This window comes from Serratia sp. KG1D (assembly GCF_037150675.1).
In the GTDB taxonomy this organism is placed as follows: Bacteria; Pseudomonadota; Gammaproteobacteria; order Enterobacterales; family Enterobacteriaceae; genus Serratia; species Serratia nematodiphila.
On record NZ_JBAGIH010000001.1, the window covers coordinates 1,213,883 to 1,227,297 of the forward strand.

Sequence of the window (13,415 nt, forward strand, 5' to 3'; positions counted from 1 at the left end):
ATAAATAAACAGGTGTGCTGCGATGAGTCTGATGTTGAAGGGTGAAAAGATTGACCGTAACCGCTTTACCGGCGAAAAAATTGAAAACGGCAGCTTTATGCTGTGCGATTTTTCGGGCGCCGATTTGACCGGCACCGAGTTTATCGGCTGCCAGTTTTACGATCGCGACAGCCGACAGGGCGGTAATTTCAGCCGCGCGATCCTGAAAGACGCCAGCTTCAGAAGCTGCGATTTGTCGATGGCCGATTTCCGCCATGCCAGCGCGCTGGGGGTGGAGATCCGCGAATGCCGCGCGCAGGGCGCCGATTTTCGCGGCGCCAGCTTTATGAACATGATCACCAGCCGCACCTGGTTTTGCAGCGCCTATATCACCAAAAGCAACCTGAGCTATGCCAACTTCGCCAAGGTGGTGCTGGAGAAATGCGAGCTGTGGGAAAACCGCTGGCACGGGGCGCAGGTGCTCGGCGCCAGCTTCAGCGGCTCCGATCTGTCCGGCGGCGAATTCTCCGGTTTTGACTGGCGCGCCGCCGATGTCACCCAGTGCGATCTGAGCAACGCGGAACTGGGTGAGTTGGATTTACGCACCACCGATCTGCAGGGCGTTAAAATGGACAGTCACCAGGCCGCTCAACTGCTGGAGCGGCTGGGGATCGCGATCATCGGCTGAGTAACTGCCGCAGTCCCAGTGCGATGATCAAGGTGCCGCAGGCGCGATCGATCCAAGCCTTGCTGCGGCGGTAGGCGCCGGCGACAGGCGCGTGCGACAAGACCAGCGCCACCAGCCCGTACCACAAGCTGGCTATCACCGCGACCTCCAGCAGCATGGCGAGAAAAGTCGGTGTAGAAACATGGCTGGGCGCCGCTGATGAGAAGACGGCGGCGTAAAACGCAATGGATTTGGGGTTGGCGATGTTGGTGGCGATACCCTGTAGAAAGGCGGCGCGAAAACCGCTTTTTCCGGTGGCCGCTGGGGTGCCGGAAGAGGGCGCCGCCTGGGCGATAAGCCGATAGCCGAACCACATTAAATAGCCGGCGCCGGCGACTTTAATCGCCATAGCCAACCAGGGGAACAGGGCGAAAACCACGCCGATGCCAAGAAGGGCGCTGCTCGCCCAGAACAGATTGACCAGCACGATGCCGGCCACCAAGGCAAACGCCTCTGTCCGGCGTGCTGAAACGGCTTTGTGAGCGACAGCGACGAAATTGGGGCCGGGGATCACCACGCCGACAATATACACGGTGAAAACGGCGAGTACGGCGGACATATCGATCATGGAAGATTGCCTGTTACAACAAGAGTACCGTTAGTTTTATAACGAATCCCGCACAGAATCCACCCGACCGATCGCGCCGCCGCTCCGATGACGGCCGGGAAGAATTACGCATGCGGCACATTCCGGTGAATGTCTGGGACACCGAGGCGATGGCGCTCGTCGACCGTTTGCCGAGGGGGCAGGCGAGGGAACCGGCGCTGGGCTAAACTTAAGATGCATAAGAAACATGCGGCAAGGAGCGCCATCCTGTTTACGGATCTGACGAGGAGGGCCGCCATCATGGCTTACCGGCATATCGTTGTCGCCACGGATCTCAGCGAAGACGCCGAGTTCCTGCTGGGCAAGGGCGCCAGACTGGCCGCCGCGCTCAATGCCAAACTTTCCCTGATCTATATCGACATCCACCGCGCCGGCTATTACGTCGATCTGGGCGTGGGCGATTACAACTACACCGATCGCACCTTTTCGGAGCGGGTGAAGAATATGCTCAATGCGATCAAAGGGCAGTCGTCGTATCCGGTGGAAGAGGTGATCGTCAGCCGCGGCGCGTTGACGGAAGAGCTGAACCGGGTGGCGAAGGAAAAAGGGTTCGATCTGGTGATCTTCGGCCACCATCATGATGTCTGGAGCCGACTGGTCTCTTCGGCGCGTCAGGCGATCAACGAGCTGAACGTTGATCTGCTGGTTGTTCCCATCGAGAAAAAATAGTCGCGGCCGCCGACGGGCGGCTGCTTTTTTCATTCGCATCGCTCATCTCTGAGCGGCCATAACCGTCTATCCGCAATAATCCCGCTTGCTGATAATCTGCCAGGAAAATAGTGACTGGCCGCAATTTTGTTATCTCTATCAATATGTTGGCCAAAATCCGATAAAGATTAACTCAGCGCATTGAAATGACTCGTATACCTCCTTTTGGTTAATAAACCGCACGTTTTGACTGGCTCTCCGCGAAGAGGCGTCTTATCCTCGGGGTAATGAGATTTGTATGACTTATATAAATGCGTTCACATGGAGGAGGTCTCATGCGTTTTGACAATAAAGTCGTGGTTATCACCGGTGCGGGCAATGGCATGGGGGAAGCGGCGGCGCGGCGTTTCTCCGCCGAGGGCGCGATCGTGGTGCTGGCCGACTGGGCCAAGGAAGCGGTGGACAAGGTCGCCGCTTCGCTGCCGAAGGGCCGGGCGATGGCGGTGCATATCGATGTGTCCGATCACGTCGCGGTTGAAAAAATGATGAACGAGGTGGTGGCAAAACTGGGCCGCATCGACGTCCTGCTGAACAATGCCGGCGTGCACGTGGCGGGCAGCGTGCTGGAAACCAGCGTCGACGACTGGCGTCGCATCGCCGGGGTTGATATTGACGGCGTGGTGTTCTGCTCCAAATTCGCCTTGCCGCACCTGCTGAAGACCAAGGGCTGCATCGTCAATACCGCGTCGGTGTCCGGCCTGGGCGGTGACTGGGGCGCGGCCTATTACTGCGCGGCGAAAGGCGCGGTGGTCAACCTGACGCGCGCCATGGCGCTCGATCACGGCGGTGACGGCGTGCGCATCAACTCAGTCTGCCCGAGCCTGGTCAAAACCAACATGACCAACGGCTGGCCGCAGGAGATCCGCGATAAGTTCAATGAGCGCATCGCGCTGGGGCGCGCGGCGGAGCCGGAAGAAGTGGCGGCGGTGATGGCGTTCCTGGCCAGCGACGACGCCAGCTTTATCAATGGCGCCAATATTCCGGTCGATGGCGGGGCGACCGCCTCGGACGGCCAACCGAAGATCGTCTAAGCGTTAACGCACAGGCCCGGTCAGGATGACCGGGCCTGCTGTTTTAGACGCCGATGCGGTCGCGCAGCGTGTAGTAGGCCGCGCCGATGGCGGTGAACGGGATCTGCAGGTTGCGCCCGCCGAAGAACGGCAGGTGCGGCAGCTTGGCGAAGGCGTCGAAGCGTTCGGCGTCGCCGCGCATCAGCTCGGCGATCAGCTTGCCCGCCAGATGGGTGCAGGTCACGCCGTGGCCGCTGTAGCCCTGCATGTAGTACACGTTATTCTCCAGCCGGCCGAACTGCGGCATGCGCGACAGCGTCAGCAGGAAGTTGCCGGTCCAACGATAGTCGATACGCACCCCTTTCAGCTGCGGGAAGGTCTTCAGCAGCTTTGGCCGGATCAGGTTGTCGATGTCGTCCGGATCGCGCGCGCCGTACACCACGCCGCCGCCGTACAGCAGGCGATGATCGGCGGTGATGCGGTAGTAATCCAGCAGGTAATTGCAGTCTTCCACGCAGTAGTTCTGCGGGATCAGCGCCTGCGCGATCTCCGGCGCCAGCGGTTCGGTGGTCACCACCTGAGTGCCGCACGGCATGCTGCGTTTGGCCAGCCGCGGCTCCAGCTTATCGCCCAGGTAGGCGTTGCCGGCGACGATGACGAAGCGCGCCTTCACCTGGCCGTTGGCGGTGCTGATGAGCGCCGGTTCGCCGTGGCGGATGTTCGTCACCGCCGATTGCTCGAAGATGCGCCCGCCCTGCAGGCGAATCGCCTCGGCCTCGCCCAGCGCCAGATTGAGCGGATGGATGTGGCCGCCGCTGTGATCGAGCAGCGCGCCGACGTAGCGATCGCTGGCGACTTCCTGGCGCACCTGGTCCGCATCGAGCAGCTCGAGCTGGGTATTGCCGTAGCGCTCCCAGTTGCGCTTTTGCTCGATCAGCGCATGAAACTGCTTGTTGTTCAGCGCGGCGAAGATGCCGCCGGGGCGGTAGTCGCAGTCGATGGCGTAGCGGCTGATGCGGCTGCGAATGATCTCCGCGCCTTCAAACATCATGCTGCCGAGCAGGCGGGCGCTTTCCGCGCCGTAGCGCTCCTCGATCACATCAATGTCGCGGCTGTAAGAGTTGACCAACTGGCCGCCGTTGCGGCCGCTGGCGCCGAAACCGATGCGCGCCGCTTCCAGCACCACCACGTCGTAACCGGCTTCCACCAGGAACAGCGCGGAGGAAAGGCCGGTATAGCCGCCGCCGATCACGCAGACGTCGCATTCGATCGATTCATTCAGTTGCGGATAGGGCTGATGAGCGTTGGCCGTGGCCGCATAATAGCTTTTTACGTGTTCAGTCATGATGTAAGCCCTTATTCCAGCGAGATCCAGGTGGTTTTCAATTCGGTGAATTTGTCCAGCGCATGCAGCGATTTGTCGCGGCCGTTGCCGCTCTGCCTATAGCCGCCGAACGGCACGGTCATGTCGCCGTCGTTGTAGTTGTTGACGAACACCGTGCCGGCCTTCAGCTGGCGCGCCATGCGGTGCGCGCGCGCCAGATCGCGGGTCCAGACCGCGGCGCCGAGGCCGTAGTCGCTGTCGTTGGCCAGCTGCAGCGCCTGTTGCTCGTCGTCGAAGGCGGTCACCGCCAACACCGGGCCGAAGATTTCATCGCGCGCCACGCTCATGGCATTGTCCACCTGGGTGAGGATGGTCGGCCCCAGATAGCCGGCGTGGTCGCCCTGTGGATGGTCGCGCCCGTCGAGGAACAGTGCGGCGCCCTGGCTCAGCCCCCGCTCGATATAGCCGGCCACTTTCTCGCAGTGGCCGCTGTCGATCAGCGTGCCCATCACTGTGGCGGGATCGAGCGGGTCGCCGGGGATGAAGGCCGCCGCATGTTTGCGCAGCGCCTGCAGGAACGCTTGCTCAATGCTCGCTTCGACCAGCAGGCGAGTGCCGGCGATGCACACCTGCCCCTGATTGTAGAAGATGCCGGCGGCGGCGCTGCGGGCGGCCTGATCCAGATCCGGGCAGTCGGCGAAGACGATGTTGGCGCTTTTGCCGCCGGCCTCCAGCCAGACGCGTTTCATGTTCGATTCGCCGGCGTAAATCATCAGCTGTTTCGCCACCAGCGTAGAGCCGGTAAAGGTGAGGGCATCGACGTCGCGGTGCAGCGCCAGCGCCTTGCCGGCGTCGTGGCCATAGCCGGGCACCACGTTCAGCACGCCGTCCGGCAACCCGGCCTGTTGCGCCAGTTTGCCGAGCAGGATGGCGCTCAGCGGCGATTTTTCGGAGGGTTTGAGCACCACGCTGTTGCCGGCGGCCAGCGCCGGGCCGAGTTTCCAGCAGGCCAGCAGCAGCGGGAAGTTCCAGGGCACGATGGCGCCGACCACGCCGATCGGTTCGCGCTCGATCAGCGCCAGCGCATCGCGGCCGGTGGGGGCGATTTCGCCGTACACCTTATCGATCGCTTCGGCGTACCAGCGGATGCAGCGGATAGCGCCCGGCACGTCGTCGCGCAGGCTGTGGCGAATCGGTTTGCCGGTGTCCAGCGTTTCCAGCAGCGCCAGCTCTTCGTGATGCTGCTCCATCAGATCGGCGAAGCGCAGCAGCGTGGCTTTGCGTTGCGCCGGCGCGGCCTGCGCCCAGTCGCCGCGTTCAAAGGCGGCGCGCGCCGCGCTGACCGCCCGATCGATGTCGGCGGCTTCACCGCGCGCGACCTGCGCCAGCTCACGGCGGCCGGCGGGATCTTCCACGGCGAAACGCTTCCCCGCGGCGGCCGGCTGGTAGCGGCCGTCGATAAACAGCTGGTGCTCAATCTTCAGGGCCTGCGCCCGTTGTTGCCAATACTGCAAATGGTGAAAGTTCATGCCTGGCTCCGTTGATCAGAATGTCGTCGGCGTATGGGCGCTGATAATCCGGCAAATGCGCGCCGACGTGTTGCTGAAGCTGTGGGGAATGCCGGTATTGATGGCGTAGCTCTGCCCGGCCAGCAGGTGATAGCTCTGGCCGTTGACCTGCAGCACCACTTCGCCCTCCAGCAGCGTGCCGATCTCTTCCCCTTGGTGTTTGATGCGCTCGCCGGTGGTGGTGCCCGGTTCGTAGGTCTCGATCATCATTGCCAGCGTGCGGTTCGGATCGCCGTTGTGGATCAGCTTCATCGAAACGCCCTGGCTGCCGATTTCGATCAGATCGTCACTGCCTATCACGATCTGCGGTTCTGCCGGTTTTTCCGGCTCGGCGAAAAACGCCGACAGCGACAGACCGTATACCGTCAGCAGCTTTTGCAGCGTGCTGATGGCCGGGCTGACCTTATCTTGCTCGATAGTACTGATGGCGCTGTGGGTTAACCCAGACAGTTCGGCGACCCGGCGCTGCGACAACCCCAATTGTTGACGGATCTGCGACAGACGTTTTCCCGGTGCCAAGCTGACGTCGCTCATGGGCGTTTTTCCTTTTGATAGTTCCGACAGGCGGTGATGAAACCATCAAACAACAGGCGCGACAGGGCGTACTCGTCGCTGTTCCACTCCGGGTGCCACTGCACGCCGAGCGCGAAGGGCTGATCGCGCACGCTGATTGCCTCCACCAGTCCGTCGGCGGCGTGCGCCTCGATGCGAACGCTCGCGCCCAGGGTTTTGGCGCCCTGGCCGTGCAGCGAGTTCACCCAGAATCTGTTGCAATCCGGTATCAGTTGCGAAAGCAGCCCCCCTTCCTGAACGATGACTTCATGGGCGGGGGCGTATTGCTGTTCCAGCGGCAGGTCGTGATCTTCACGATGCTCCAGCAGCTCGGGCAGTTCGTACAGGCGGCGATGCAGGGTGCCTTGGGTGGCGACCACCATCTCCTGCATGCCGCGGCAAATGGCGAAAAGGGGAATGCGCCTGTCGAACGCCTGGCGGAGCAGCGCCAGGCTCAACGCGTCTCGGCCAGGATCGGCGTCAGGCTCATCGCCGTTTTCACCATAAAGGTGCGGCTGCACATTACTGGGGCTGCCCGGCAGCAAAATGCCGTCGAGGCGCGGCAACAGTTCCGCCAGCATTTCCGGCTCCGCCAGCGCGTGCGGCAGGGCGATCGGCAAGCCGCCGGCGGTGATAACGGCATTCAGGTACTTTTCTTGCAAGGTCTGTGTGAGGTGCCCGTTTAACCTATACCTGCACATGACGACGCCGATGACTGGTCTGTTAAATATATTGTCCATGCTATCCCCTTGGTACGTTCGAAATTATGAACGATAAGCTTCTCCACCGCCGATTTCGTTCAATATTCTATAAATCTAGCAGTCGATTGGGCAATATTCAAACCAAAAGTAACACTTGCAAAACAAATTTGTTTCATCTACGTTTCATTTGTGGGCATTATATTGAACAAAACGGTCAATAAACATCGACGACAGCAAAACACAAACGGCGGGTGAACCATGCAGACCAACATCGTAGAAGTGGAAAACTTTGTTCAGCACAGTGAAGAGAGACGAAGTAGCGCGTTCCAGCGCGAAGTGAAGAAGTACCTGGAACGTTATCCGTTAACCCAACATGTCGACGTACTGCTGACCGATCTGAACGGCAGCTTCCGCGGCAAACGCATCCCGGTCGGCGGCCTGAACAAACTGGAGAAGGGCTGTTATTTCCCCGCGTCGGTATTTGCGATGGATATTCTCGGCAACGTCGTAGAAGAGGCCGGGCTGGGGCAGGAGCTGGGCGAGCCGGATCACGTGTGCGTGCCGGTACCGGGCACGCTGACGCCGTCGGCGGCGGATCCGCAATATATCGCGCAGGTGCTGCTCACCATGCTGGATGAAGATGGCACTCCCTTTGACGTTGAACCGCGCAATGTGCTGAACCGAGTGTGGCAGCGTTTGCGTCAGCGCGGGCTTTCCCCCGTGGTAGCGGTAGAGTTGGAGTTCTATCTCATCGATCGTCAACGCGATGCGGAGGGCTATCTGCAGCCGCCTTGCGCGCCTGGAACTCAGGAGCGCAACACCCAAAGCCAGGTGTACTCCGTCGATAACCTGAACCATTTCGCCGATGTGCTGAGCGAAATCGACGAGCTGGCCCGTTTGCAGGGCATTCCGGCGGACGGCGCGGTGGCGGAAGCGTCGCCGGGGCAGTTCGAAGTCAACCTGCACCATACCGATGATGTGCTGCAGGCCTGCGACCATGCGCTGGCGCTGAAACGGTTGGTGCGCATGGTGGCCGAGAACCACAATATGCAGGCCACCTTTATGGCCAAGCCGTATGAGGAGCACGCCGGCAGCGGCATGCACGTGCACATCAGCATGCTGAATGCGCAAGGCGACAATGTGTTCGCCGACGACGACGGCGAAGATTCGGCGCTGCTGAAACAGGCGCTGGCGGGCATGATCGCCCTGATGCCGTCCTCGATGGCGCTGCTGGCGCCGAACGTCAACGCCTATCGCCGTTTCCAGCCCGGCATGTATGTGCCGACCCAGGCTTCCTGGGGGCATAACAACCGCACCGTGGCGCTGCGCATTCCCTGCGGCGATCGCGACAACCACCGCGTGGAGTATCGCGTGGCGGGCGCCGACGCTAACCCTTATCTGGTGATGGCGACCATTCTGGCCGGCATCGTCTACGGCCTGGAAACCGCATTGCCGCTGCCTGAGCCGGTGACCGGCAACGGGCTGGAGCAGGACGGGCTGCCGTTCCCAATCCGCCAGAGCGACGCGCTGTACGAGTTTGAACATCAGCCGGTGCTCAATGCATTGCTGGGCGAACGCTTCAGCCATGTCTACCTGGCCTGCAAAACCGACGAGCTGGTGCAGTTCGAGCGCCTGATCACCGAAACCGAAATCGAGTGGATGCTGAAAAACGCCTGATCCCGCTCACCTAACGACTACCGCGCGCGTCCGGCGCATTTCATCGGCTCTCCTGTGGCCGGTGAGGCTGCGCGCTGCGGTAAAGAATTTCTTCTATCACGGCGTACAGGACGCCGACGAGGAAATAACCATGACTCAGTCATCCCCATGCGCAGGCGTTTGCCTGTGCCGCACTGCCTACGGGCCGGTCGCCGGCCGCCCGACAGTGACCCCAAATCGTTTTTCCCGCCGCCTGAACAGCAGTTTCCCCGCGGCCTCTCTGAATGACATTGCACGGTTGACAGCAGAGGACCAAAAGGGGAACTGCCATGACGATTAAAGCCATCGACAGCGGCCCGGCGGGCAAACCACAGCTGCGCAAATCCCTCAAGCTGTGGCAGGTGGTGATGATGGGCCTGGCCTATCTGACCCCGATGACAGTGTTCGACACCTTCGGCATTGTCTCCGGCCTCACCGACGGCCATGTGCCGACCTCCTATTTGCTGGCGCTGGCCGGCGTGCTGTTCACCGCCATCAGCTACGGCAAACTGGTGCGCCAGTTTCCCACCGCCGGTTCCGCCTACACCTATGCGCAGAAGGCGATCAACCCGCACGTCGGTTTTCTGGTGGGGTGGTCGTCGCTGCTGGATTATCTGTTCCTGCCGATGATCAATACGCTGCTGGCGAAGATTTACCTGACCGCGCTGTTCCCGGAAGTGCCGCCCTGGGTGTGGGTGGTGGGCTTCGTTATCCTGATCACCGCCATCAACCTGAAAAGCGTCAATCTGGTGGCCAACTTCAATACCCTGTTCGTGCTGGCGCAGGTGGCGATCATTCTGGTATTTATCTACCTGGTGGTGCGCGGCCTGCACAACGGTGAGGGGATGGGCACGGTGTGGAGCCTGCGGCCGTTCCTCAGCGAGAATGCCCACCTGCTGCCGATCATTACCGGCGCGACTATCCTGTGCTTCTCGTTCCTCGGTTTTGACGCGGTCACCACGCTGTGCGAGGAGACGCCCGACGCCGCCAAGGTTATTCCGCGCGCCATCTTCCTGACTGCGCTGTACGGCGGGGTGATCTTTATTAGCGTTTCGTTCTTTATCCAGCTGTTTTTCCCGACCATTCAACGCTTTCACCAACCCGACGCCGCGCTGCCGGAGATCGCGCTGTACGTCGGCGGCAAGCTGTTCCAGTCGATTTTCCTGTGCGTGACCTTTATCAACACGTTGGCTTCCGGCCTGGCGTCGCACGCCAGCGTGTCGCGCCTGCTGTATGTGATGGGGCGTGACAACGTGTTCCCGGAGAAATTCTTCGGCTATATCCACCCCAAATGGCGTACGCCGGCGCTGAACGTACTGATGGTCGGGCTGGTGGCATTGTCGGCGCTGTCGTTCGATCTGGTGACCGCTACGGCGCTGATCAACTTTGGCGCGCTGGTGGCCTTTACCTTCGTTAACCTGTCGGTGATCAGCCACTTCTTTATTCGCGAAGGGCGCAACAAAAGCTGGAAGGATCGCTTCAACTTCCTGTTCCTGCCGCTGGTGGGGGCGTTGACGGTGGGGGTGCTGTGGCTGAACCTGGAGAAGAGCTCGCTGACCATGGGGCTTATCTGGGCGACGCTGGGTTTCGGCTATTTGGCCTGGCTGACCCGACGCTTTCGTCAGCCGCCGCCGCAGTTGGAGCGGCAACCGCAGCAATAAATTCACAGGCGGGAGTTTCCCGCCTTTCTTTTTGGCGCGTGCGGCAGTAGAGTGAAAAAACTGATAAAAAATAACCTATTGGACCTGCCTTATGCCCGCTTTGCCCTTGCGTACCCGCGCCACGTTGCTCGGTTTGTTGGCCATCGTGCTGTGGAGCAGCGTCGTCGGCCTGATCCGCAGCGTCAGCGAAGGGCTGGGGCCGATCGGCGGCGCGGCGATGATCTACAGCGTCAGCGCGGTGTTTTTGCTGGCGGCGCTCGGCGCGCCGAAATGGCGCAGCTTTCCGCGGCCTTATCTCATCGTCGGCAGCCTGCTGTTCGTCAGTTACGAGATCTGCCTGTCGCTGTCGCTCGGCTACGCCAATACCCGCCTGCAGGCGATAGAAGTGGGCATGATCAACTACCTGTGGCCCTGTTTCACCGTGCTGATGGCGTTGGCGCTTAACGGCCAAAGAGCGAAATGGTGGCTGCTGCCGGGGCTGCTGCTGTCGCTGTTCGGCATCGGTTGGATCATGAGCGGCGAGGGCGGCTGGTCGCCGGCGCAGATGCTGGCCAACGTGCGCAGCAACCCGCTCAGCTACGCGCTGGCCTTCAGCGGCGCGGTGATCTGGGCGCTGTATTGCAACCTGACCAAGAAGATCGCCCAGGGCAGCAACGGCGTGGTGCTGTTCATCGTGCTGACCGCGCTGGCGCTGTGGCTGAAGTATGCCTTCAGCGCGGAAAGCGGCATGCAGTTCAGCCTCGGCGTGACCGTAACGCTGCTGTGCGCCGGGGTGGCGATGGGGGCGGGGTATGCCGCCTGGAACGTCGGCATCTTGCACGGCAACATGACGCTGCTGGCCACCGTCTCCTATTTTACCCCGGTGCTGTCGGCGGTGTTCGCCGCGTTGGTGTTGCACACCTCGCTGACCGTCAATTTCTGGCAGGGCGTGGCGATGGTCACTCTCGGTTCGCTGATCTGTTGGCGGGCAACTCGCGGAAATTAACGGAAATTATCCGCTGTCGTCGCAATGTTGAACTAGAATTTAACTAGCCATGTTGCCTGAAGGAACGACGACGATGAGAAGCGACATTCAATTTATTCAACAGCCTGAAATCGACGTGCATCACTATGAGCGCGGCGATACCGTTCGCCTGACCACGGCGAATTTGCGACATGAATATCAGCTCGACGTTTATATTTTGCGTCGCGACGACAAGCTGATTTACGGCTCGGTCGTCGCGGCGGCGCCCAAGACCGATATTCCGGTCGCCAGTTGGGAGGTGAAAAACGGCGAAGAGGTGGCGTTCCGCCAGGAAAACATCGCCAAAGCGGTGCCAGCGGTGAACTGATTTCACGCTCCGCACTTTCTCCTGATTCTGATGAAGGCCGACGCTGGCGCGTCGGCTTTTTCTTTTCCAGGGCGTGATCACGCCCTGATGTCATTTGGCTCAAAAACTGCGCTAAAAAACGCGGTGCATGACAAAAATCACAGCGAATGTGAATTTGCATGAAACATAATTTGACAAATGTGAACGCAATCGATTACCTATTCGCGAAATGCGTAACTGGATCACAGATTCTTACAGTCAGTGGTTTCTATAATGCGCGCGTCATCCGAGTTTCTGTGTGAAGACAACGCCAGGTGTCGGCAGACTCATTGTCATCTTTTCTAAACGGGCAGGAAATGGCCCTTTAAGCATGTGGTAATAAAATGAAAAAAATAGCTCTCGCAGCAGGTGTACTGCTCGCAGCGTCTTACAGTGCATCATCAATGGCTGATAGCAAAGACAGTCAATATGTCTCCGACTGGTGGCACCAGAGCGTCAACGTGGTGGGCAGCTACCACACCCGTTTCGGGCCGCAGCTGAATAACGACGTGTATCTCGAATACGAAGCCTTCGCCAAGAAAGACTGGTTCGATTTCTACGGTTACGTTGACGTGCCGAAATTCTTCGGCGTAGGCAATACCCCGGATCGCGGCATCTGGGACAAAGGCTCCCCACTGTTTATGGAGATTGAACCACGTTTCTCCATCGACAAACTGACCGGCACCGATCTGAGCTTCGGTCCGTTCAAAGAGTGGTACTTCGCCAACAACTACATCTATGATCTGGGCCACAACGCCGACGGCCGTCAAAACACCTGGTACATGGGTCTGGGCACCGATATCGACACCGGTCTGCCGATGAGCCTGTCGATGAACATCTATGCCAAATACCAGTGGGAAAACTACCAGGCCGCCAACGAGAACAGCTGGGACGGTTACCGCTTCAAGGTGAAATACTTCGTGCCGCTGACCCAGGTGTGGGGCGGCAACCTGAGCTACATCGGCTTCACCAACTTTGACTTCGGCTCCGATCTGGGCAAGGACAGCCATTGGGTTGACGGCACCGGCAAACAGGTGCGCACCAGCAACTCTATCGCCTCCAGCCACATTTTGGCGCTGAACTACGATCACTGGCACTATTCTTTCGTGGCGCGTTATTTCCATAACGGCGGCCAGTGGCAGGATGGCGCGGATATCGGCACCCCGCAGGGCCCGATCAAGTCTACCGGTTGGGGTTATTACCTCGTGGTCGGCTATAACTTCTGATTTTCCGTGCTATCAGAAACAGAAAACCCCGCCTGGCGGGGTTTTTTTTCGTCATCACTGGGCTTGTTCAACCGGGAGATGCTTCACCGGCATAAACAGTCTGCCTTTGATCACGTGACATTCATTATTTATCCAACTAATGATTTGTTCACGGCTGACGCCTTCCGACTGCGCGTACTGATGAAGATCGCCGTTAAAGTGCCGAGTGATGTATTCCATGAGGGTCATTTGCACGTCTTTTGCTCCTGAACGCCCACCCGTTGCCAGCCTGGCCACCGCGGGAGGTTGAGGTTTCTCAGACAGCGAAT

General features: G+C 59.9%; 14 protein-coding genes. 8 read left to right on the plus strand and 6 right to left on the minus strand.

Annotation, left to right across the window (positions count from 1 at the left end; genetic code table 11):
- Positions 1-22 precede the first annotated feature (22 nt).
- Positions 23-667 (plus strand): Qnr family pentapeptide repeat protein, encoded by a 645-nt coding sequence (locus WFM45_RS05960; RefSeq protein ID WP_015377630.1) that lies wholly within the window; start codon positions 23-25, stop codon positions 665-667.
- On the opposite strand, the gene WFM45_RS05965 is transcribed toward WFM45_RS05960, so the two are convergent.
- A complete protein-coding gene (locus WFM45_RS05965) occupies positions 657-1,274 on the minus strand; it encodes a LysE family translocator (protein ID WP_015377631.1) in 618 nt (205 codons plus the stop codon). The two genes, WFM45_RS05960 and WFM45_RS05965, sit on opposite strands and share 11 nt — an antisense overlap.
- A gap of 279 nt (positions 1,275-1,553) precedes the next feature.
- Between WFM45_RS05965 and WFM45_RS05970 the strand changes: the two genes are divergently transcribed.
- Both WFM45_RS05970 and WFM45_RS05975 read left to right on the plus strand, forming a co-directional pair.
- Positions 1,554-1,982 (plus strand): universal stress protein, encoded by a 429-nt coding sequence (locus WFM45_RS05970; protein WP_033633267.1) that lies wholly within the window; start codon positions 1,554-1,556, stop codon positions 1,980-1,982.
- Positions 1,983-2,296: 314 nt separating this feature from the next.
- On the plus strand, positions 2,297-3,052 hold the full coding sequence (locus WFM45_RS05975; protein ID WP_135638102.1) for an SDR family NAD(P)-dependent oxidoreductase: 756 nt from the start codon (positions 2,297-2,299) through the stop codon (positions 3,050-3,052).
- Positions 3,053-3,095: 43 nt separating this feature from the next.
- Here WFM45_RS05975 and WFM45_RS05980 read toward each other — a convergent pair whose 3' ends face one another.
- The 4 genes from WFM45_RS05980 to puuD are packed head-to-tail and all read right to left on the minus strand — an operon-like array spanning position 3,096 to position 7,215.
- Entirely contained in the window at positions 3,096-4,376 is a 1,281-nt protein-coding gene (locus WFM45_RS05980; RefSeq protein WP_336954901.1) for an NAD(P)/FAD-dependent oxidoreductase, read from the minus strand.
- 11 nt (positions 4,377-4,387) lie between these two features.
- Positions 4,388-5,884 (minus strand): aldehyde dehydrogenase PuuC, encoded by a 1,497-nt coding sequence (gene puuC / locus WFM45_RS05985; RefSeq protein WP_336954902.1) that lies wholly within the window; start codon positions 5,882-5,884, stop codon positions 4,388-4,390.
- 15 nt (positions 5,885-5,899) lie between these two features.
- Positions 5,900-6,457, minus strand: a complete 558-nt coding sequence (puuR, locus tag WFM45_RS05990) for an HTH-type transcriptional regulator PuuR (protein WP_033638246.1) — start codon at positions 6,455-6,457, stop codon at positions 5,900-5,902.
- Positions 6,454-7,215, minus strand: coding sequence for a gamma-glutamyl-gamma-aminobutyrate hydrolase (puuD, locus tag WFM45_RS05995; RefSeq protein WP_004941285.1), 762 nt, complete (start codon positions 7,213-7,215; stop codon positions 6,454-6,456). The genes puuR and puuD overlap by 4 nt, the downstream gene beginning before the upstream one ends.
- 219 nt (positions 7,216-7,434) lie before the next feature.
- On the opposite strand from puuD, the gene WFM45_RS06000 reads away from it, so the two are divergent.
- The 5 genes from WFM45_RS06000 to WFM45_RS06020 all read left to right on the plus strand — a co-directional run bounded on the left by WFM45_RS06000 (position 7,435) and on the right by WFM45_RS06020 (position 13,107).
- Positions 7,435-8,853 (plus strand): glutamine synthetase family protein, encoded by a 1,419-nt coding sequence (locus WFM45_RS06000; protein ID WP_015377637.1) that lies wholly within the window; start codon positions 7,435-7,437, stop codon positions 8,851-8,853.
- A 308-nt stretch (positions 8,854-9,161) separates the two neighbouring features.
- Positions 9,162-10,532 carry an APC family permease gene (locus WFM45_RS06005; RefSeq protein ID WP_004941289.1) on the plus strand — a complete coding sequence of 457 codons (1,371 nt, stop codon included), beginning with the start codon at positions 9,162-9,164 and terminating at the stop codon, positions 10,530-10,532.
- 91 nt (positions 10,533-10,623) lie between these two features.
- Positions 10,624-11,517, plus strand: a complete 894-nt coding sequence (gene yddG / locus WFM45_RS06010; RefSeq protein WP_336954903.1) for an aromatic amino acid DMT transporter YddG — start codon at positions 10,624-10,626, stop codon at positions 11,515-11,517.
- Between the two features lie 73 nt (positions 11,518-11,590).
- Complete coding sequence (locus tag WFM45_RS06015; RefSeq protein WP_004941292.1) at positions 11,591-11,863, plus strand: hypothetical protein; 273 nt, start codon at positions 11,591-11,593, stop codon at positions 11,861-11,863.
- Positions 11,864-12,225: 362 nt separating this feature from the next.
- Positions 12,226-13,107, plus strand: a complete 882-nt coding sequence (locus tag WFM45_RS06020; protein WP_004941293.1) for a nucleoside-specific channel-forming protein Tsx — start codon at positions 12,226-12,228, stop codon at positions 13,105-13,107.
- Positions 13,108-13,161: 54 nt separating this feature from the next.
- Here WFM45_RS06020 and WFM45_RS06025 read toward each other — a convergent pair whose 3' ends face one another.
- The gene (locus WFM45_RS06025) at positions 13,162-13,341 is read right to left on the minus strand and encodes a hypothetical protein (protein ID WP_031300509.1); all 180 of its coding nucleotides are present in this window, start codon (positions 13,339-13,341) and stop codon (positions 13,162-13,164) included.
- Positions 13,342-13,415 lie beyond the last annotated feature (74 nt).